Genomic DNA, 20,193 nt, shown 5'->3' with positions numbered 1-20,193 from the left:
ACAGCCTGATGAGCAACCCGACCGCAACCGAGCTGCCCGAGGGCGACGGCATCGAGCCGATCGCCATCATCGGGCTGGCCGCCCGCCTGCCCGGCGCGGCCGACGTGAACGAGTTCTGGCGCAACCTGGTCGACGGGGTCGAGTCGGTCACCGAACTGACCCGGGAGGAGCAGCTCGCCCGCGGCGCCACCGTGGACGAGGTCGACGACCCGGGCTGGGTCAACCGCGCCCCGCTCGTGGACGGGTACGACGAGTTCGACGCCGGGCTGTTCGGGATGACCGCCCGCGAGGCGGAGATCACCGACCCGCAGCACCGGCTGTTCCTGGAGTCCTGCTACACCGCGCTCCAGGACGCCGGCTACGACCCGACCCGCTACGACGGCGCGGTCGGCGTGTACGCCGGCACCGGCGGCAACACCTACCTGCACCGCTACGTGCTGCGCAACAAGCGGGTCGGCGGCAACCCGCACGGCACCGTCTCGCTGGCCACCGGCAACTCCCCGAACTACGTGGCCACCAACGTGTCGTACCGCCTGGACCTGCGCGGGCCGAGCCTGACCGTGCACACCGCCTGCTCCACGTCGTTGGTCGCGTTCCACCTGGCCTGCGAGGCGCTGCGCAACGGCGAGTGCGACATGGCCCTCGCCGGCGGCGTCAACATCGAGCTGCCGCACGTCGGCTACCTCGGCATGGACGGCTTCACCTCGCCCGACGGCCGGTGCCGCCCGTTCGACGCGGCCGCGAACGGCACCGTCTGGGGCAGCGGCGCGGGCGTGACCCTGCTCAAGCGGCTCTCCGACGCGATCGCCGACGGCGACGCGATCCGCGCCGTGGTGCTCGGCAACGCGATCAACAACGACGGCGCCGGCAAGGTCGGCTTCACCGCGCCGAGCGTCGACGGGCAGATGGAGGCGGTCGCCCAGGCCGTCGCGATGGCCGACGTCGACCCGCGCACCATCAGCTACGTCGAGGCGCACGGCACCGGCACCGCGATGGGCGACCCGATCGAGATCGCCGCCCTCTCGGCCGTATACACGAAGGACACCGACGAGCGGGGCTGGTGCGGCATCGGCTCGGTGAAGTCCAACATCGGCCACCTCAGCCAGCCCTCCGGCATCGTCAGCGTGATCAAGACGGTGCTCGCGATGGAGCACGGGCTGATCCCGCCGACCATCAACTACGAGACGCCGAACCCGGCGATCGAGTTCGCCGACACCCCGTTCTACGTGGCGAACACGCTGACCAAGTGGGACACCGACGGCACGCCCCGCCGGGCCGGGGTCAGCTCGTTCGGCATCGGCGGCACCAACGCGCACGTGGTCCTGGAGGAGGCGCCGGCGGCGTACCGGGAGCGGCGGGTCCGCCCGGCGCAGCTGCTGCACGTCTCGGCGAAGACCGCCAGCGCGCTGGACGCGGCCGTGCAGCGGCTCGCCGCGCACCTGGAGTCCGCCACCGACCGCGGGCCGGAGCACCTCGCGGACGTCGCGCACACCCTGCGCGTCGGCCGCCAGCAGTACCCGCACCGTGTCGCCGTGGTCGCCACCGACCTGCCCGACGCGGTCGCCGCGCTGCGCACCAAGCGCCGCCGGCAGGCCGGCGTGGTCGAGGGCCCCGCGCCCCGGCCGGCCTTCCTCTTCTCCGGCCAGGGCTCCCAGTACGCGGGGATGGGCGCGCAGCTCTACGCCGAGGAGCCGGGCTTCGCGGCGGTGGTGGACGAGTGCGCCGAGCTGCTCCGCCCCGAGTTGGGCCTGGACGTCCGCGACCTGATCCTCGGCCGCGACCCCGAGGCGGGGGAAAAGCTCACCGAGACCCGCTACACCCAGCCCGCCCTGTTCGTCGTCGAGTACGCCCTGGCTGTGCTCTGGCAGTCGGCCGGGGTGCGGCCGGCGGCGATGATCGGCCACTCGATCGGCGAGTACGTCGCCGCCACGGTCGCCGGGGTGCTGAGCCTGCCGGACGCGCTGCGGGTGGTCGCCGCCCGGGGCCGGCTGATGCAGTCCGTCGCGCCGGGGTCGATGCTCGCCGTGCCGCTGGACGAGTCGGTGGTCGCCGAGCGGCTGCCCGAGGGGCTGGCCATCGCCACCGTCAACGGCCCGGGCACCTGCGTGGTGGCGGGCCCTAGCGAGGCGGTCGCCGCGTTCGCCGAGACGATCGACGCCAAGACCAAGGCGCTGCGCACCTCGCACGCCTTCCACTCGCCGATGATGGAACCGATTCTCGCCGAGTTCACCGCCCTGATGGCCACGGTCACGCTGCGGCCGCCGGCGATCCCGTTCCTGTCCAACGTGACCGGCACCTGGATCACCGAGCAGCAGGCCACCGACCCCGCGTACTGGGCGGCGCACCTGCGCCAGCCGGTCCGCTTCGGCGCCTGCGTGGCCACCCTGCTCGCCGAGGGCACCTGGTCGCTGGTGGAGTGCGGCCCGGGCCGCCAGCTGGCGAACCTGGCCCGGATGCAGGTGGCCAAGGCGTCCGAGGCGCAGCGCAAGCTCGTCCCGCTGGGCAGCCTGCCCGGCCCGGGCGAGCCCACCGGCGACCTGGCCACCCTGCTCGGCACGGCCGCGGCGCTGTGGTGCGCCGGCACGCCGGTGCGGCTGGGCTCCGACCCGGACGCGCGGCGGGTGCCGCTGCCGACGTACCCGTTCGAGCGGCGCCGCTACTGGGTCGACCCGGACCCGGTGCAGGCCGGCGCTGCCGCGCCGGTCGAGACCGGACCCCGGCCGCTGCCCGAGTGGTTCGCGGTGCCGGTCTGGCGGCAGGCGGCCCCCGAGCCGCGGACCGCGCCACTGGGCCGCTGCCTGGTCCTCGCCGACGGCCCGCGCGGCGACGCGCTGGTCGCGGCGCTGCGGGCCGCCGGTGAGCAGCCGCTGACGGTACGCCCCGGCGAGGGCTTCGTCGCCGACGGCGACGGCTGGCGGCTGCGCCCCGGCGTCCGGGACGACTACGACGCGCTGGTCGCGGCCCTCGCCGCGGACGGCGTGCCGGCCCGGCTGGTGCACGCGTTCGCCCTCGACGGCGCGCCGACCGGCGCCGACATCGCCGCCACCTGGGCCGCCCAGGACCGGGGCTTCTTCAGCGCGCTGCACCTGGTGCAGGCCCTGGCGGGCGCCGGCCTGACCGCCGAGGAGGGGGCGTTCACCCTGGATCTGGTCACCGCCGGCATCGGCGACGTGACGGGCGCCGACCTGACCCGGCCGGAGCACGCCACCCTGGCCGGCCTGGCCCGGGTGCTGCCCGCCGAGGTCCCCGGCCTGACTGTCCGGCTGGTCGACGCCGGTCCGGCCGACGCGGGGGAGCGGGCCCTCGTGGCCGAGCTGCGCCGCCCGGTCGACCCGGAGCGGCCCGAGGTGGCGCTGCGCGGCGGACGCCGCTGGGTGACCGGCTACGAGCAGGTCACCGTCGACGCCGAGGGCGAGCCGGGGGCGCTGCGCGAGGGCGGCCGGTACGTGATCACCGGCGGCCTCGGCGGCATCGGCATCACCCTCGCCGAGGACTTCGCCACCCGCGCCCGGGCGAAGCTGGTGCTGCTGGCCCGCTCCGGGCTGCCCGCCCGCGAGGAGTGGGACGACCACCTGGCGGTGCACGGCGGCGACCGGGCCGGCCGGGCGATCGCCGCGATCCGCCGGATGGAGGCCGCCGGCGCGGAGGTGCTGGTGCTCGCCGCCGACGTCACCGACCCGGCCGACCTGGCCCGGGTCCGGGCCGAGGCCGAGCGGGCGTACGGCGGCATCGACGGCATCGTGCACGCGGCCGGCCTGCCCGGCGGCGGCATGGCCGAGATCAAGGAGCGGGCCGAGGCGGAGCGGGTGCTCGCGCCGAAGCTCGCCGGCACCCTCGCGCTGGCGCGGGTCTTCGGTGACCTGCCGCTGGACTTCGTGGTGCTCTGCTCCTCGATCACCGCCGTGATCGGCGGCTTCGGCCAGGTCGACTACTGCGCGGCGAACAACTTCCTCGACGCGTACGCCCGGGCCGGCGTCGGCTTCCGCGCGCCCGTGGTGTCGCAGAACTGGGGCGGCTGGGCCGAGGTGGGCATGGCCGTGGAGACCAACTCCCCGGCCGGCTTCCGGGCCGCCGGGCGGGACACGGTCACCAGCCCGGTGGACCACCCGGTGCTCACCACGAAGGTTACCGGCGCGGACGGGACGGTGCTGCACGGCCTCGTCTCAGCCACCAGCCACTGGCTGCTCGACGAGCACCGCATCGGCGGGGTGCCCGTGGTGCCCGGCACCGCCCACCTGGAGTCCGTCCGGGCGGCGGTGACGGCGGCGCTGCCGGCCCCGGCCGGGGACGCCGCCGTGGAGCTGCGCGACGTCGTGTTCCTGGAGCCGTTCTCGGTGCCCGACGGCACGGTCGCCCAGTACCGGGTGGAGCTGACCCCCACCGACGACGGCGTCGACTTCGCCGTGCGCAGCCTCGCCGCCGGGGTGGCCCGCACCCATGTGCGCGGGGCGGCGGGCTGGACGGTCGAGCCGGCCCCGCTGGCGGGCCAGCCGGCCGTGGCGGGCCGCCGGGTCGACGACGACTCGTCGTTCGGCCGGGGCCGCACCAGCATGCTGACCTTCGGGCCGCGCTGGACGGCGCTGCGCGAGCACGTGCTGGGCGACGGCGAGGAGCTGGCCCGCGTCGAGGCCCCCGCCGAGGCGGTCGGGGACCTGCCGTCGTGGGGGCTGCACCCGGCGCTGCTGGACGTGGCGACCGCGTTCGGCCGCGGCCAGGGCTCCGGCACCTACCTGCCGCTGTCGTACGGGCGGATCGTGGTGCGCGGGTCGCTGCCGGCGCAGTTCCACAGCCACCTGCGGCACCGGGACAGCGCCACCGACGAGGTGGTCGCCGCCGACCTGTCGCTGCGCGACGCCGAGGGCCGGGAACTCGTGGCCATCAGCGACTTCGTGCTGCGGCGCGTCGACCAGGGCGCGGTGACCGGTGGGCTGGCCGCCGCGCCGGAGGCGGACACCGCGGCGACCCCCGCCGGCCCGACCGAGGACATCCGGCCGGTGGACGGGGCGGAGGCGTTCCGGCGCAGCCTCACCGCCGGGCTGGGTGCCCAGGTCGTGATCACCACCCGGACGGTGGAGGACATCCGCCACCGCGCCGGCCGGGTGACCACGGAGAGCCTGGAGGGCGAGCCGGAGGCGACCACCTCCGCGCCGACCGCCGCCGGGGGCGGCTCAGCCGCGCCGAGCACGGAGCTGGAGATCACCATCGCCCGGGTCTGGCAGGACGGGCTCGGGGTCGCCGACGTCGGGGTCGACGACGACTTCTTCGCCCTCGGCGGCAACTCGCTGGTCGCGGTGCAGCTGATCGCCGCGATGCGCAAGGCCACCGGGGTACGGCTGCCCATGCGCAGCCTCTTCGAGACGCCCACCGTGGCCGGTCTCGCCGCCCGGATCGAGGAGCTGCGGGCCACCGCCCCCACCGACGAGCCGGCCGCGCCGGCCACCATCCCCGCCATCCCGCGGCTACCCCGCGCGTGACGACGAGCGACAACAGGAGTGAGGAAGCAATGAGCGACACGATCGCCACGCTGCCGGTGGTCGTCGAGAACGACGGCCGGGAGCTGACCGAGCTGATCGCCGCCCGCCGCGCGGAACTGCGCGCGAGCCTCGTGGAGCACGGCGGGCTGCTGTTCCGCGGGTTCGACGTCGGCGGCGTCGAGGGCTTCGACCGGGTGGTGCGGGCGCTGTCCGGCGAGCCGCTGGTCTACACCGAACGCTCGTCGCCCCGGCACGCCATCGCCGGCCGGGTCTACACCTCGACGGACTACCCGCCGGACGAGGAGATCTTCCTGCACAACGAGAACTCGTACCAGGCCCGCTGGCCGCTGACGCTGTTCTTCTACTGCATCACCCCGCCCGAGACGCAGGGCGCGACCCCGCTCGCCGACGTGCGCCGGGTGTACGCGGAGATCGACCCGGCGGTGCGCGAGGAGTTCGTCCGCCGCCGCTGGATGCTGGTGCGCAACTTCCACGGCGACTTCGGCACCCCGTGGCAGCACGTGTTCAACACCGACGACCGCGCCGAGGTCGAGGCGTACGCGGCGGCGAACCGGATCGAGCTGGAGTGGCTCGGCAAGGACGGACTGCGCACCCGCGCGGTCCGCGACGTGGTGCACCACCGGCCCGGCTCGGACACCCCCCGCTGGTTCAACCACGCCACGTTCTTCCACCTGAGCACCCTCCCGAAGGACTACCAGGAGGGGCTGCTGGCCATGTTCGGCCCCGAGGGGCTGCCGTCGAACACCTACTACGGCGACGGCGGCGAGATTCCCGCCGACGTCATGGACCACCTGCGGGCCGCGTACCGGGCGGCCAGCGTCCGCTTCGACTACCAGCGCGACGACGTGCTGGTGGTGGACAACATGACCGCCGCGCACGGGCGGGAGCCGTTCACCGGCCCCCGCAAGATCGCCGTCGCGATGGCCGAACCGCACACCCCCGAGAGCGCTGGAGAGTAGTGATGGCCGAAACCCGATTCCTGGTCGTTCGCAACGACGAGGAGCAGTACTCGATCTGGTCGGCCGACCGCGATCTCCCGGCGGGCTGGCACGAGGCCGGCTTCGCCGGCACCCGCGAGGAGTGCCTCGCGCACATCGACACCGTGTGGACGGACATGCGTCCGCGTTCGGTACGGGAGGCGACCCGGTGAGCGCGAGGAGTGCAGCGAAGCGGAGCCCCGCAGTCGCGAACGAAGGATGGCAACGATGAGCACTCCGAAGGAGTGGACCTTCCCGGCCTCCTACGCCCAGGAGCGGGTGTGGATCGCCAACCAGCTCGACACCGGCTCGCCGGTCTACAACGTCTCCAACCCGTGGCGGTTCCCGGCGGGGATCACCCGGGAGCAGGCCATCGACGTGTTCAACCGGGTCATCGCCCGGCACGAGTCGCTGCGCACCCACCTGCGGATGGTCGACGGCGTGCTGACGCAGGTCGTTCGGGAGGCCGAGCCGGTCGAGTTGCCCGAGACCGACGTGAGCGACTGCCCCGAGGACGAGGGGGACGAGCGGCTGCTGGCGCTGCTGACCGAGGTGGCCCGCACGCCGATCCCGCTGGACGAGCCGCCGCTGTGGCGGGCCCGGCTGGCGCTGCGTCCCGACGGCCAGTACCAACTGCTCTTCGTGGCGCACCACGCGGTCTTCGACAGCCACTCGGCCGTGCTGTTCTGCGCCGAGCTGGAGGCGTTCAGCCGGGCCGCGCTCGCCGGCACCCCCGCCGACGTGCCCGAGCTGCCCATCCAGTACGCCGACTTCGCGGTCTGGCAGCGCGACCAGCTCACCGGCGCGGAGCTGGACCGGCAGCTCGGGTTCTGGCGGAACCACCTGGCCGGCGCGCCGCCGGTGACGGCCCTGCCGCTGGACCGGCCCCGCCCGGCGCAGCTCGGCTTCGCCGGCGACGAGGTGCGCTTCGACCTGCCCGACGGCCTGCTCGACCGGGTCGGTCAGCTCGCCACCGGCTCCGCCGCCACCCCGTACATGGTGCTGCTCGCCGCGTTCACCGCGCTGCTGTCCCGGATCTCCGGCGACGACAACGTGGTGGTGGGCGTCTCCACCGCCGGCCGGGACACCGCCGAGGTGACCCCGCTGATCGGCATGTTCGTCAACCCGGTCGCGCTGCGCTGCGACCTGACCGGCGACCCCAGCTTCGCCGAGCTGCTCGGCCGGGTGCGCGGCGGGCTGGTCGACGCGATGGAGCACGGCTCGACCCCGTTCCAGAAGATCGTCGAGACCGTCGCCCCGCAGCGGGACCCGTCGGTGCAGCCGATCTTCCAGACCGCGCTGAACTTCATCCCCGACTCCGGCCTCGACCCGGTGCCGCTGGGCACCACCAAGGACGACCTGGCGTTCGACATCACCACCGACGCCAGCCGGCTGGTGTACCGCACCGAGCTGTTCGACCGGGCCACGGCCGAGGCGGTCGTCGCCCGGTACGTCCGGCTGCTCGCCGCGGCCGTCGCCGACCCGGCGCAGCACATCTCCGCCCTGCCGCTGCTCGACGACGCCGAGCGGGAGCTGGTGCTGTCGGGGTGGAACGACACCGCCCGCGCGGTGCCGCCATCCACCCTGGTCGCCGAGCTCGAGCGGCAGGCGGCGGCCACCCCGACCGCCACCGCCCTCGTCCGCGACGGCGTCTCGCTCACGTACGCCGAGCTGAACGCCGCCGCGAACCGGCTCGCGCGCACCCTGGTGGCGCGGGGCGCCGGGCCGGAGGCCCGGGTCGCGCTGGCCCTGCCCCGCTCCGTGGAGCTGGTGGTGGCGATCCTCGCGGTGCTCAAGTCCGGCGCCGCGTACGTGCCGGTGGACACCGGCTACCCGGCCGGGCGGATCGCCTACCTGCTGGCGGACTCCGAGCCGGCGCTCGTGCTCGCCACGCCCGACACCGCCGGGCTGGTGCCCGCCGGCGCGCTGGTGCTCGACGGCCCGGTCGACGGGGACGACGCCGACCTGACCGACGCCGACCGGGTCACCCCGCTGCGGCCCGAGCACCCCGCGTACGTCATCTACACCTCCGGCTCCACCGGCCGCCCGAAGGGCGTGGTGGTGGAGCACCGGGCGGTCACCGCCTACCTGGCCTGGGCCCGGGACACCTACCCGGGGCTGGCCGGCACGGCGCTGCTGCACTCGCCGGTGTCGTTCGACCTGACCGTCACCGGCCTGCTCGGCCCGCTCACCGCCGGCGGCACCGTCCGGCTCGCCGCCATCGACGAGGCCGCGGCCCGCGTCGGCGACCGGCCGGCGTTCCTCAAGGTCACGCCCAGCCACCTGCCGCTGCTCGACGCCGAGTTGTCGCCGACGACCGACCTGGTCATCGGCGGCGAGGCGCTGACCGCGGAGCAGCTCGCCGACTGGCGGGCCGCCCAACCGGGCGTCGCCGTGATCAACGAGTACGGCCCGACCGAGGCGACCGTCGGCTGCGTGGCCGCCCGCGTCGCGCCGGGGGAGGAGCTGCCCGCCGGGGCGGTGTCGATCGGCCGGCCCACCTGGAACACCCGGGTGTACCTGCTCGACGCCGCGCTGAACCCGGTCCCGCCGGGCGTGGCCGGTGAGCTGTACGTCGCCGGTGACCAGCTGGCCCGGGGCTACCTGCGCCGGCCCGGCCTCACCGCCGAGCGTTTCCTGCCCTGCCCGTACGGGCCGCCGGGGCAGCGGATGTACCGCACCGGCGACCTGGCCCGCTGGCGGGCCGACGGCACGCTGGACTACCTCGGCCGCCGCGACAACCAGGTCAAGATCCGTGGCATGCGGATCGAGCTGGGCGAGATCGAGTCGGCCCTGCTGGCCCGGCCGGACGTCCGCGAGGCGGCCGTGGTGGTGCGCACCGACTCCGGCGAGCCGACCCTGGTCGGCTACGTCGTCGGCGCGGCCGACGAGGCGGCGCTCGCCGCCGACCTGGCCCGGGAGCTGCCGGCGCACCTGGTGCCGGCGGCGTTCGTCCGCCTCGACGCGCTGCCGCTGACGCCGAACGGCAAGCTGGACGCCGCCGCGCTGCCCGCCCCGGCCGCCGTCGAGGCCGCCGACGCGTTCGTCGCCCCGCGCACCGACGCCGAGGCGCTGGTCGCCGAGGTGTACGCCGACATCCTCCAGGTGGACAAGGTCGGCGCGCTGGACGACTTCTTCGCCCTGGGCGGCAACTCACTGCGCGGCATGCGGGCGATGGCCCGCATCCGGGCCGAGGTGGACGTGGACCTGCCGATGCGGGCGCTGTTCAGCACCCCGGTGGTGGCCGACCTGGCCGCCCAGATCGAGCAGCGGATCGCCGCCGAACTCGACGAGCTCTCCGAAGCCGAGGTCGCCGCGCTGCTCGCGGCGGAGAAGGACACTCCCTGATGACCGACCTGAAGGACCCGGCGCGGGACGCGGCCCGCCAGGCGCTCATCGCGCAGCGCCTGCGCAAGCGGCAGGCCGCCACGCCCACCGCCCGGATCACCCCGCGTCCGCCGGACGCCGAGGTGCCGCTGTCGTACGCCCAGGAGCGGGTCTGGTTCATGGACCAGCTCGCTCCGGGCGAGGCGGCGTACCACATCGCGGTGCCGCTGCGGGTGCGCGGGCCGCTCGACGTCGCGGCGCTGCGCCGGGCGCTGGCCGACCTGAGCCGGCGGCACGAGTCGCTGCGCACCCGGTTCCCGGCCGACGCCGACGGACGGCCCACCGTGGTGGTCGCGGACTCCGTCGAGGTGCCGCTGACCATCGTGGACGCCCCCGACGAGGCCGCCGCGCAGGCGCTGGTGGACGCCGCCGCCGCCGAGCCGTTCGACCTGGCCGAGGGCCCGCTGCTGCGCGCCCTGCTGATCCGGCTGGCCGACGAGGACCACGTGCTGTTCCTCGGCAAGCACCACATCATCGGCGACGGCTGGTCGGTCGACGTGCTGCTGCGGGACCTGATCACCCTCTACCGCGGCGCGGAGCTGCCGGCCCTGCCGATCCAGTACGGCGACTTCGCCCACTGGGAGGCCCAGGAGCTGGACGGGCCGCAGGCCCGCGGACACCTCGACTACTGGAATCAGCGGCTGGCCGGCATCACCCCGCTGGAACTCCCGCTGGACCTGCCCCGCCCGGCCACCCAGACGTACGCCGGCGACTTCGTCGAGTTCCGGCTGGACCGGGCCGCCGCCGACGGGCTGAACGCGCTCACCCGCTCCTACGGCGGCACCCTGTTCATGACGCTGCTCGCGGCGTACCAGGTGCTGCTGGCCCGGCACGCCGGGCAGGACGACTTCGCCGTCGGGGCGTCCGTGGCCGGCCGCTCCGCGCCGGAGCTGGAGAACGTCGTCGGCATGTTCATCAACATGCTGCCGCTGCGGGCCGAGCTGGCCGGCGACCCGACCTTCGCCGAGCTGCTGGAGCGCACCCGGCGCAGCGTGCTGGACGGGCTGGAGCACGGCGAGGTGCCGTTCGCCAGGGTGGTGCACGAGCTGGGCCTGCCCCGCGACGTGAGCCGATCCCCGGTGTTCCAGGCGATGTTCGTGCTGCAGAACTACGAGATCGGCCGGTTCAACGAGGTCTCCGACGCCACCGACGTCACCTTCGACTGGACACCGATGGAGCTGCGGGCCACCCGGTTCGACTTCGAGTTCCACGCGGTGGAGGTCCTCGACGGGCTCTACGGCAAGCTGGTCTTCAACACCGACCTGTTCACCCGGGACACGGTGGAGCGGATGGCGCAGCGGCTCAGCACGCTGCTGCGCGCGGTGGTGGCCGCCCCCGACACCCCGATCTCCGCGCTGGACCTGCTCCCCGGCGACGAGCGGGACCTGCTGGCGGGATGGAACGACACCGCCGCGGACTTCCCGGCCGCGCAGACGCTGCACGGGCCGATCGAGGAGCGGGCCGCCCGGACCCCCGACGCGGTGGCCGTCACCTTCGAGGGCCGCAACGTCACGTACGCCGAGCTGAACGCCGCCGCCAACCGGGTCGCGCACCGGCTGCGCGCCGCCGGCGTGGGCCCGGAGACCCTGGTCGGGGTCTGCGCGGAGCGGTCCGTGGAACTGGTCGCCGGGCTGCTCGGTGTGCTCAAGGCCGGCGGGGCCTACCTCCCGCTGGACCCGGAGTACCCGGCCGACCGGCTGTCCTTCATGGTCACCGACGCCGCCGCGCCGGTGGTGCTGGTCCAGGAGCACCTGCGCGACGTGCTGCCGGACACCGGCGCCACGCTCCTCGCCCTCGACGACGAGCGGGTGTGGGCCGACCAGCCGGCGGACGACCCGTCGCCGGTCGCCGGCCCCGGGCACCTGGCGTACGTCATCTACACCTCCGGCTCCACGGGCCGCCCGAAGGGGGTGCCGAACACCCACCGGGGCATCGTCAACCGGCTCGACTGGATGCAGAAGACCTACGGGCTCGGCGCCGACGACGCGGTGCTGCAGAAGACCCCGGCCAGCTTCGACGTGTCGGTGTGGGAGTTCTTCTGGCCGCTGCGCGAGGGCGCCCGGCTGGTGCTCGCCAAGCCCGGCGGGCACAAGGACGCCGGCTACCTGCGCGACCTGCTGGTCGCCGAGCGGGTGACCACCGCCCACTTCGTCCCGTCGATGCTGACCGTCTTCCTCGCCGAGGACGGCGTCGAGGCGGCGACGGCGCTGCGCCGGGTGATCTGCTCGGGCGAGGAACTGCCGCTGGCCTCGGCGGTCGACTTCACCGCCCGGCTGCCGTGGTGCGGGCTGCACAACCTGTACGGCCCGACCGAGGCGGCCATCGACGTCAGCTCCTGGCACTGCGACCCGGCCCTGCTGGCCGGGCTGACCAGCGTGCCGATCGGCGGGCCGATCGCGAACCTGCGGCTGCACGTGCTCGACGAGCGCGGCGAGGAGTGCCCGGTCGGGGTGGCCGGCGAACTGCACATCGGCGGGGTCGGGCTGGCCCGCGGCTACCACCGCCGGCCGGCGCTGACCGCCGAGCGGTTCGTGCCGGACCCGTTCTCCACGGAGCCCGGGGCGCGGCTGTACCGCACCGGCGACCTCGCCCGCTGGCGCACCGCCCCGGGCGGCACGGGCGGCGTCATCGAGTTCCTCGGCCGCATCGACCACCAGGTCAAGCTGCGCGGCCTGCGCATCGAACTGGGCGAGATCGAGAGCGCGCTGCGCGAGCAGCCGGGGGTGGCCGAGGCGGCGGTGATCGTCCGCGAGGACAGCCCCGGCGACAAGCGGCTGACCGCGTACGTGGTCGGCGGGGCGGAGCACGCCACGCTGAAGTCGGCGCTGAAGGAGACACTTCCCGAGTACATGGTGCCGAGCGCGTTCGTCACCCTCGACGCGCTGCCGCTGTCGCCGAACGGCAAGCTCGACCGTAGGGCGCTGCCCGCGCCGGTGGTCACCCGCGAGGCGTCCGTGGCGCTGGTGGAGCCGCGCGACGACACCGAGCGGCTGCTGGCCGGGATCTGGTCGGAGGTGCTCGGCGTCGACACGCTCGGCATCGACGACGACTTCTTCGACCTCGGCGGGCACTCGATGCTTGCCACCCAGGTCGTGGCGAAGATCCGCAAGGCGGAGCACGGCGGCCGGCCGGTCGGCGTGATGGACCTGTTCCAGCAGCGGACCATCCGCGAGCTGGCCGCCTTCATGTCCGGCAGCGCCGAGGCCGACGGGCCGCGCCGGCTGCTCTACGAGCTGACCAAGCCGATCCCGGCGGCCAAGCGCGTGCTGTCGTACGTCTGCGTCCCCTACGGCGGCGGCAGCGCGATCGTCTACCAGCCGCTCGCCGACGCGCTGCCGGCCGGGCACGCGCTGTGGTCCCTCGCCATCCCCGGCCACGACGTCGGCCTCAGCGAGGACGGCCTGCCGTTCGACGAGCTGACCAGCCGGGTCGCCGAGGAGATCCTGGAACGCGTCGAGGGGCCGATCGCCCTGTACGGCCACTGCGGCGTCGGCAGCGCCATCGTCGCCGAGGTGGCCCGCAAGGTCGAGGCGGCCGGGCGAAACCTGGAGGCGCTCTACATCGGGGCGATGTTCCCGTTCGCCCGACCGAAGGGCGCGTTCGCCACCCTGCGCAACCGGATGGAGCAGCTGCGCAGCAACCGGCACTACGCGAGCTGGCTCAAGTCGATGGGCGTCGACACCGACGAGCTGGACCCGGAGCAGGCGGACCGGATCATCAGCAACATGCGGGCCGACTCCCGGGCCTCGGAGGAGTACTTCACCGGCCTGCTGGACCGGCAGGCGGCCAAGCTGCGCGTGCCGATCATCTCGGTGGTCGGCTCGGAGGACCCGGTCACCGACTACCACACCGAGCGGTACGCCGAGTGGCAGTCCCTCAGCGACACCCTCGGCCTGGTGGTGCTCGACCAGGCCGGGCACTTCTTCCTGAAGTACCGGGCCGAGGAACTGGCCGAGATCGTCACCCGGGTCCACCCGGCGGTCGTGGCCGGCGACGTCTCGGCCCTCACCCCGGCCGCCCGGGGCGAGGACGCCGGCTGGTGGGTCGCCGACCACCAGCGCGTCGGCGTCGACGACCGGCCGGAGAAGACGGTGGTCAAGCCGTCCATGGCCAGGTTCGTGGCGGTCACCGCGGGGCAGCTGGTCTCCACCACCGGGTCGGCGCTGACCGCGTTCGCCCTGCCGATCTGGCTGTTCACGCAGACCGGCTCGGTGGCCAACCTCGGGCTGCTCTGGGCGCTCGCCCTGATCTGCGGCGTGCTGATGCTGCCGATCGCCGGGGCGATCACCGACCGGGTCAGCCGCCGGAAGATCATGATGGTCGCCAGCAGCAGCGCCGGCTCGATCCAACTGGTGCTGGCCGCGCTGCTCTGGACCGACAACCTCCAGCTGTGGAACATCTACCTGCTGGTGGCGTTGAGCCAGGTCGCCGGGTCGTTCCAACGCATCGCGTTCCAGTCGGCGGTGCCACAGCTCGTGCCGAAGCGCTACCTCGGCCACGCGATGGGCATCACCCAGCTCACCAACGGCTTCGCCATGCTGCTGATGCCGGTCTTCGCCGCCGGCCTGCTGGCCGCCATCGAGCTCAAGGGCATCCTGCTCATCGACGTGGCGAGCTACGTGGTGGCGGTGCTGACCCTGGCCGTGGTCCGCTTCCCCGACCTGCTCGGGTGGCGGCCCAAGGAGCGGCTGCTGGTGGCCATCGCCAACGGCATGCGCTACTCCTGGCAGCACCGGGGCTTCCGGTTGATGCTCGGCTACTTCGCGCTGGGCAACATCTTCCTGGCGCCCGCCCTGGTGCTCACCACGCCGCTCGTGCTCTCCTTCGGCACCGCGACGCAGGTGGCCCAGGTGGCCCTCGCCGAGGCGCTCGGCGCGGTCGCCGGCGGCGTGCTCATGTCGCTCTGGGGCGGCCCCCGGCACCGGCGCATGATCGGCGTGCTGATCGGCAACCTCGGCACGGCCGTCGGCTGCATGCTGATCGGCCTGGACGCCTCGGTGGCGATGATCTGCGTCGGCGCGTTCTGGCTGGCGATGGCGATGACCACGGCGCAGTCGATCTACGCCACCATCGTCCAGGTAAAGGTGCCGCAGCGCTTCCACGGCCGGGTGTTCAGCCTGAACCAGACCATCTCCTGGTCGACCCTGCCGATCGGGTTCGCGCTGATCGCCCCCGGCGCGACCGCCCTGTTCGAGCCGATGCTCGCCCCGGGCGGGTCGCTCGCCGGGTCGGTGGGCGCGGTGATCGGCACCGGTCCGGGCCGCGGCATCGGCTTCGCGTACGTCTGCTTCGGCGTGGCGCTGGTGCTGATCACCCTCGGCGGCTTCGCGATCCGGCTGCTGCGCCGGTTCGACATCGAGGTGGAGGACTCGCTGCCCGACGACCTGATCGGCGCGCAGGAGCGGGAGAAGCGGCTCGCCGCCCGTGCCGCCGAGCGCGACGGCGAGAAGGTGCCGGTCGCGGCGTGAGTGTTTCCCCGGGGGCCCGGTCGGCCGGGCCCCCGGGTCACCGGGTCACCGCCAGGATGCCCCGTCCTTCAGGGCGGGGAGGAATGGCGGACGTGTTGTCAGCCATGTCTGTCCTTTCTGGTATGACTGGTCGTGTGCGGACGGCGTACAGGTGTCGGGCGTATCCGACCCCGGAGCAGGCGGCGGTGCTGAACCGCACGTTCGGTTGTATCCGAGTGGTGTGGAACCGCACTCTCGCCGCCCGTCACGCCCGCTGGCGCGCCGAACGGAAGTCCACCTCCTACGCGGAGACGGATCGGGCGTTGACGGAGATGAAGAAGCAGCCTGATCTGGCGTTTCTGGGTGAGGTGTCGTCGGTGCCGTTGCAGCAGACCCTGCGGCACCAGCACACCGCCATGACGGCGTTCTTTGCCAAGCGGGCCCGGTATCCGCGTTACAAGTCGCGGCACGGCCGCCAGTCCGCTTCCTACACCAGGTCGGCGTTCCGCCTGCCCGGCGGGAACCTGTCGCTGGGGAAGACACCGGGTGTGCTGCGGTTCGTGTGGTCGTGGCCAGGCGTGGACGTGACGGTACTGGATCCGACGATGGTGACGGTGTCGCGTGACCCGGACGGCCGCTGGTTCGTGACGTTCGCCGTCGACGTCGACACACCCGCCGCACCCGAACCCACCGGCGAAGCGGTGGGCGTGGACCTCGGCCTGACCGACTTCGCGGTGCTGTCCACCGGCGAGCGCATCCCCCACCCGAAACACATGGAACGGCGCGAACGCCGACTCAAGCGGTACCAGCGGATGATGGCCCGCAAACAGAAAGGCTCCGCCAACCGCGCCAAAGCCAAACGGAAGGTCGCGCGGGCGCATTCGCGGGTACGCGACGCCCGCCGGGACTTCCTCCACCAGCAGTCGACCGCCCTGGTGCGCCGGTTCGCTGCCATCGCGGTGGAGGATCTGGCGGTGGCGAACATGGTCCGCAACCGGTCCCTGGCCAGATCCATCTCGCGTACCGGCTGGGCTGAGTTCCGCACCCTGCTCGCCTACAAGGCGCACCGCCACGGTCGCACCCTCGCGGTGGTGGATCGCTGGTACCCGTCGTCGAAGACGTGTTCGGCGTGTGGGCACCTGCTCGCCACACTCTCTCTCGGCACACGCCACTGGACGTGTCCGGGTTGCGGCACCCGGCATGACCGGGACGTCAACGCCGCGCAGAACATCGCCGTCGCGGCCGGGCTGGTCGAGACGCAAAACGCCTGCGGAGCGGACGTCAGACACGAAGGATCTCCTTCCGTGCGGTCTGCGGTGAACCAGGAACCCCAACCCGTGAGGGTGGGATTCCTCTGCCTTTAGGCGGGGGAGGATGTCAATCGCCGTCGTACCGGTCGGCGAGTTCGATCTCGGGCACGTCCTCCGGGTCGGCGACCCAGGCCGAGAAGACCGGCACCCCGTCCCACGGGCCGGCCGCGCCGCCGCCGGCCCGACCGTCGGTGGCGACCGCCACCACGGCGTACGGGTGGCCGAAGCGCAGCTCGGCGACCCGGACGACCCCCTCCGGCGGCAGGCTCTCGAGTGTGGCGAAGCCGGTGACCGCGGCCGCCTCGAAGCCGTACCGGCCGTAGCGGGCCATCGCGGCCTGCGCCACCTCGAACCTCAGCCCCGCATCGCCCAGCAGCTCGCCGAACACCCGCGCGACGGCGGGAAAGCCCAGCTCGGGTGCCGTCAGCCCGTGCCGGCTCTCCGCCGACCAGCAGGGTAGCACCGCCGTCGCCCGCTCCTCCCGGCCGCCCGGCGCGAACGTGTGGGTCGGCTCCTCCCGCAGCGTCCACAGCGGAGTGTCGCCCAGCGGAAGGTCGTACAGGGAACGCCGGGACGCCGGCGGGTGGTCCTCCGGCGTGGCGGCGGCGACCGCCGCAACCTCGTGGGCGGCGGCGAGGACGTCCCCGGCGGGCACGTCGGAGGCGGCGGCGACCGAGATCACCAGCAGCCCGGCCACGCGGTCGGCGGTCCGTGCCGGCCGGGCAGCGGCGGCGTGCACGGCGACGGTGCCGGCCCGCGCGGTGTCCGCGATCCAGCACCGGTGGCCGTACTCCGGGGTGCGCAGCGCCCGGCCCAGCCGGCCGGCCCAGGCACTGCCCGGCCCGAGGGCGTCGGCGGGCGCCACCTCGAACGGGTCCGCCCAGGACACCCGGGTGGCCAGGGCGCTTGCCAGGATCAGCAGCACCTCCGGCGTGACCGTCAGCGGGAACGACTCGATGAGGTCGAACGTGTTCTCGCGGGCCCACGCGTCGAGCCCGGCCTGCTCCGGCAGCGGCCCGGTGGCGGTCGGTCCGGGCAGCGTCGCCCGCCACCCGTCGAGCCCGGCGGTTCCGGACCCCGGTCGTTGCCAGAACGCGGTCGCCGACGGCACCAGCGGGTGCGGCGCCTCAAGCAGGGCGCGGGCCGCCTCGGCGGCCGTCTTCGCGTCCGTGCCGAGGGCCTCCTCCAGCGCCGCGCGGGTCGCGTCGGTGGTCGCCGGCGCGGCGAGCGCCAGCAGCAGCCACGCGCCGAGCGGGGAGGCGACGTGGTGCCCGTCGCCGATCACGGCGTGCAGGCGGTCGGCGTACCGGGCCAGGGGGGTGCGGATGTCGATCGTCACCGCTCCACTGTGCCCGCTCCCGACGCCGCCGTCACCACCCGACGGTGGTCCGCGCCCGGTGGCCCCGCCCGCGTCACGGCGCGGCGTGGGCCCGGCTCAAGACCACAGCTCGAACGGCTCCTCGATCTCCTCGCCGCCCAGGAACGGGGTCAGCAACTCCGGCAGCCGGCCCGGGTAGAACCGCTGCCGGCTCGCCACCACCTCCGGCACCGGCCACCAGCGGAAGCCGAAGTAGTCCTCCCGCTCGTAGTCGAGCCGGTGTGCCTCGTCCACGTCCGGCCCGGGTCCGGCGAGCCGGACCGGGACGACCACCTCGTCCTGGAGGTGCCGCCGCTGCCGGTGCACGAAGCTGGCCCGCCGTCGCCACGTCGGCGGGCCGATCTGCGCGGCGGTGGCGACGATCCCGGTCTCCTCGCGCAGTTCCCGCACCGCCGTGTCCAGGTACGTCTCACCGGGGTCTGCGCCGCCGCCGGGCAACTCCCACCACGTGCCGAGGCGGGGGTGGTCCGGGTCGCGGGTGTGGAACAGCAGCACCCGGTCGTCGGCGTCGAGCACCACCACCCGCACCGCGTTGCGCTCCACGACCGGCAGATCCCGCGGCAGTTCGATCATTCGTCCATCATGCCCGCGACGCGTGCTGGCGGAGGGCGGGCTGGTCAACCTTCGCCACAGCCCTCCGCGCGGCGCACGTCACCCGCCGCCTCAGGGACGGACCGGGTCGAACTGGAGGTAGTCGAGGTTCCAGTTCTGGTAGGCGTCGGCCGGCAGGCTCACCCGCACGGTGTGGCGACCGGCCGCGAGTTCCCGGACGACGCCACTGGGCTGGAGCACCTGCTTGTTGTGGCTCGTGGTGTTCAGGACCGCCACCCGCTCGCTCTCCGGGCCTCCGTCGAACGACAGCGTGTACGTGCCGGCCGGGGAGTACGGCGAGGATACCCGTGCCGAAACGGCGTACCTGCCGCTGTGAGGCACCTCGATGGCGTAGGTCAGCCACTCGCCGCCGCGCAGCCACGAGAGCCGCACGTTGCCGTCGGCGTCACTGATGTCCACGTCCTCGCCGGGGCGCATCGGCAGCCCGCCGCGGTTACCGGCGTCGAGGTCGTGGTAGCCCACGCCCGCGCCCGGAAGGAAGTCCTCGGCCTGGACCCGGACACTACCGTTCGGCAGCGGGTCGCCGTCGCCGGTCTGCAGCCACCGCTCGAGCGTCTCGACGTCGTCGGTCTGGATGACGGTGGCGTTGAAGCTGGTGACCAGCCCCTCCCAGCCTCGACGAGGATCGATGAGCGAGGCCTCGTCGGTGAAGTGGTCCGCCAGACCGTTCCACATCGAGTTGAGCCAGACCCTGCTGTTCGCCGCCAGCCGGTCGAGGAACGGCTTGCGTGCCACGACGTCGTACTGGCTGTCGAAGTTGACCTCGTAGCCGACCGGCTGGTCGTCGCCGAACGCCGCGACGTCGGCGAGATTGGCGTCGCCGATCATGTGCAGGTAGAGCGCGCCGTCGTGGCCGGCCAGGAACCGCTGGACCTCAGCCACCGGCGCAGCGCTCTTGTAGAGCCCGTTGCGGACCGTCCCGGTCTCGACGAGCACCTTCCAGATCTCCTCGCGGAACGGCCAGCCCTTGTCGAGATTGACGAGACCACGCGTCTTCGCGACCTCCATGGCCTCGGCGAGAGTCGGGACCTGCTCGTCGGTGACCGCCGCCTGGGCGCCGCCGAGGCCCTGCTTCAGGCGGAGCGCCTTGACCTGGGCGAGAGTGAGGTCGGCGACGGCGCCGGTTCCGTTCGTCGTGCGGTCGACGGTGGTGTCGTGCATGAGCACGGGGACACCGTCCTTGGTCAGCCGTACGTCGATCTCGGCGATCTCAGCGCCGTCCTCGTAGGCAGCCGCGATCGCAGGCAGGGAGTTCTCCGGGGCGTCACGCCACTGGCCGCGGTGCGCGGCGGTGAGGATCTTGGCCTTCGGGCTGTGGTCGAGGATGTCATGATAGGCGCGCTCGGCCGGCGTGCCGCCACCCCGGCCCGGCCCGCCGTAGAGGAGCGCCGGGGGAGGAGTGCCTACGCCACTGGCGGCGACGGCGAGGGCAGCAGGTGCCGGCCGGCCGGTCGTGAGCGCTGCTCCGGCGACAGCGCCGGCAGCGACAAGGGAGAGCGCGGTTGCGACGCGTACGGCGTGGTTGACGGGGGATCGGTTCATGATCACCGAACCTAGGGCCGGACCAGCCGCGCTGCGCGTACCAGG

At 73.8% G+C, this 20,193-nt stretch carries 9 protein-coding genes; 6 read left to right on the top strand and 3 right to left on the bottom strand.

Features of this window, described 5'->3' with window-relative positions; genetic code table 11:
- Positions 1-8 precede the first annotated feature (8 nt).
- From ACGF5C_RS23795 to ACGF5C_RS23770, 6 genes are read left to right on the top strand one after another with little or no spacing between them, the layout of a single operon-like run.
- Positions 9-5,474: an SDR family NAD(P)-dependent oxidoreductase gene (locus tag ACGF5C_RS23795; protein ID WP_393304914.1), complete on the top strand. Its 5,466-nt coding sequence runs from the start codon at positions 9-11 to the stop codon at positions 5,472-5,474.
- A gap of 29 nt (positions 5,475-5,503) precedes the next feature.
- Complete coding sequence (locus ACGF5C_RS23790; RefSeq protein WP_393304912.1) at positions 5,504-6,454, top strand: TauD/TfdA family dioxygenase; 951 nt, start codon at positions 5,504-5,506, stop codon at positions 6,452-6,454.
- Between the two features lie 2 nt (positions 6,455-6,456).
- Positions 6,457-6,645 carry an MbtH family protein gene (locus ACGF5C_RS23785; RefSeq protein WP_393304910.1) on the top strand — a complete coding sequence of 63 codons (189 nt, stop codon included), beginning with the start codon at positions 6,457-6,459 and terminating at the stop codon, positions 6,643-6,645.
- A 55-nt stretch (positions 6,646-6,700) separates the two neighbouring features.
- Complete coding sequence (locus ACGF5C_RS23780) at positions 6,701-9,820, top strand: amino acid adenylation domain-containing protein (protein WP_393304908.1); 3,120 nt, start codon at positions 6,701-6,703, stop codon at positions 9,818-9,820.
- Complete coding sequence (locus tag ACGF5C_RS23775; protein ID WP_393304906.1) at positions 9,820-15,327, top strand: amino acid adenylation domain-containing protein; 5,508 nt, start codon at positions 9,820-9,822, stop codon at positions 15,325-15,327. Before ACGF5C_RS23780 ends, ACGF5C_RS23775 begins: the two co-directional genes overlap by 1 nt.
- 56 nt (positions 15,328-15,383) lie before the next feature.
- The gene (locus ACGF5C_RS23770) at positions 15,384-16,670 is read left to right on the top strand and encodes an RNA-guided endonuclease InsQ/TnpB family protein (RefSeq protein WP_393304904.1); all 1,287 of its coding nucleotides are present in this window, start codon (positions 15,384-15,386) and stop codon (positions 16,668-16,670) included.
- Positions 16,671-16,683: 13 nt separating this feature from the next.
- On the opposite strand, the gene ACGF5C_RS23765 is transcribed toward ACGF5C_RS23770, so the two are convergent.
- The 3 genes from ACGF5C_RS23765 to ACGF5C_RS23755 all read right to left on the bottom strand — a co-directional run bounded on the left by ACGF5C_RS23765 (position 16,684) and on the right by ACGF5C_RS23755 (position 20,148).
- Complete coding sequence (locus tag ACGF5C_RS23765; protein ID WP_393304902.1) at positions 16,684-17,955, bottom strand: hypothetical protein; 1,272 nt, start codon at positions 17,953-17,955, stop codon at positions 16,684-16,686.
- A 96-nt stretch (positions 17,956-18,051) separates the two neighbouring features.
- Complete coding sequence (locus tag ACGF5C_RS23760; RefSeq protein WP_393304900.1) at positions 18,052-18,567, bottom strand: NUDIX hydrolase; 516 nt, start codon at positions 18,565-18,567, stop codon at positions 18,052-18,054.
- A gap of 90 nt (positions 18,568-18,657) precedes the next feature.
- On the bottom strand, positions 18,658-20,148 hold the full coding sequence (locus ACGF5C_RS23755; protein ID WP_393304898.1) for a glycerophosphodiester phosphodiesterase family protein: 1,491 nt from the start codon (positions 20,146-20,148) through the stop codon (positions 18,658-18,660).
- Positions 20,149-20,193 lie beyond the last annotated feature (45 nt).

Origin of the sequence: Micromonospora sp. NPDC047620 (genome assembly GCF_043205005.1) — a bacterium.
In the GTDB taxonomy this organism is placed as follows: domain Bacteria; phylum Actinomycetota; class Actinomycetes; order Mycobacteriales; family Micromonosporaceae; genus Micromonospora.
The sequence above is the reverse complement of the archived record's forward strand: the minus strand, read 5'-3'. Positions and strand labels throughout refer to the sequence as shown.

Coding starts and splice junctions, on each gene's coding strand:
- ACGF5C_RS23795 (WP_393304914.1), top strand. CDS start 9: ATGAGCAACCCGACCGCAACCGAGCTGCCCGAGGGCGACGGCATCGAG.
- ACGF5C_RS23790 (WP_393304912.1), top strand. CDS start 5,504: ATGAGCGACACGATCGCCACGCTGCCGGTGGTCGTCGAGAACGACGGC.
- ACGF5C_RS23785 (WP_393304910.1), top strand. CDS start 6,457: ATGGCCGAAACCCGATTCCTGGTCGTTCGCAACGACGAGGAGCAGTAC.
- ACGF5C_RS23780 (WP_393304908.1), top strand. CDS start 6,701: ATGAGCACTCCGAAGGAGTGGACCTTCCCGGCCTCCTACGCCCAGGAG.
- ACGF5C_RS23775 (WP_393304906.1), top strand. CDS start 9,820: ATGACCGACCTGAAGGACCCGGCGCGGGACGCGGCCCGCCAGGCGCTC.
- ACGF5C_RS23770 (WP_393304904.1), top strand. CDS start 15,384: ATGCCCCGTCCTTCAGGGCGGGGAGGAATGGCGGACGTGTTGTCAGCC.
- ACGF5C_RS23760 (WP_393304900.1), bottom strand. CDS start 18,567: ATGATCGAACTGCCGCGGGATCTGCCGGTCGTGGAGCGCAACGCGGTG.
- ACGF5C_RS23755 (WP_393304898.1), bottom strand. CDS start 20,148: ATGAACCGATCCCCCGTCAACCACGCCGTACGCGTCGCAACCGCGCTC.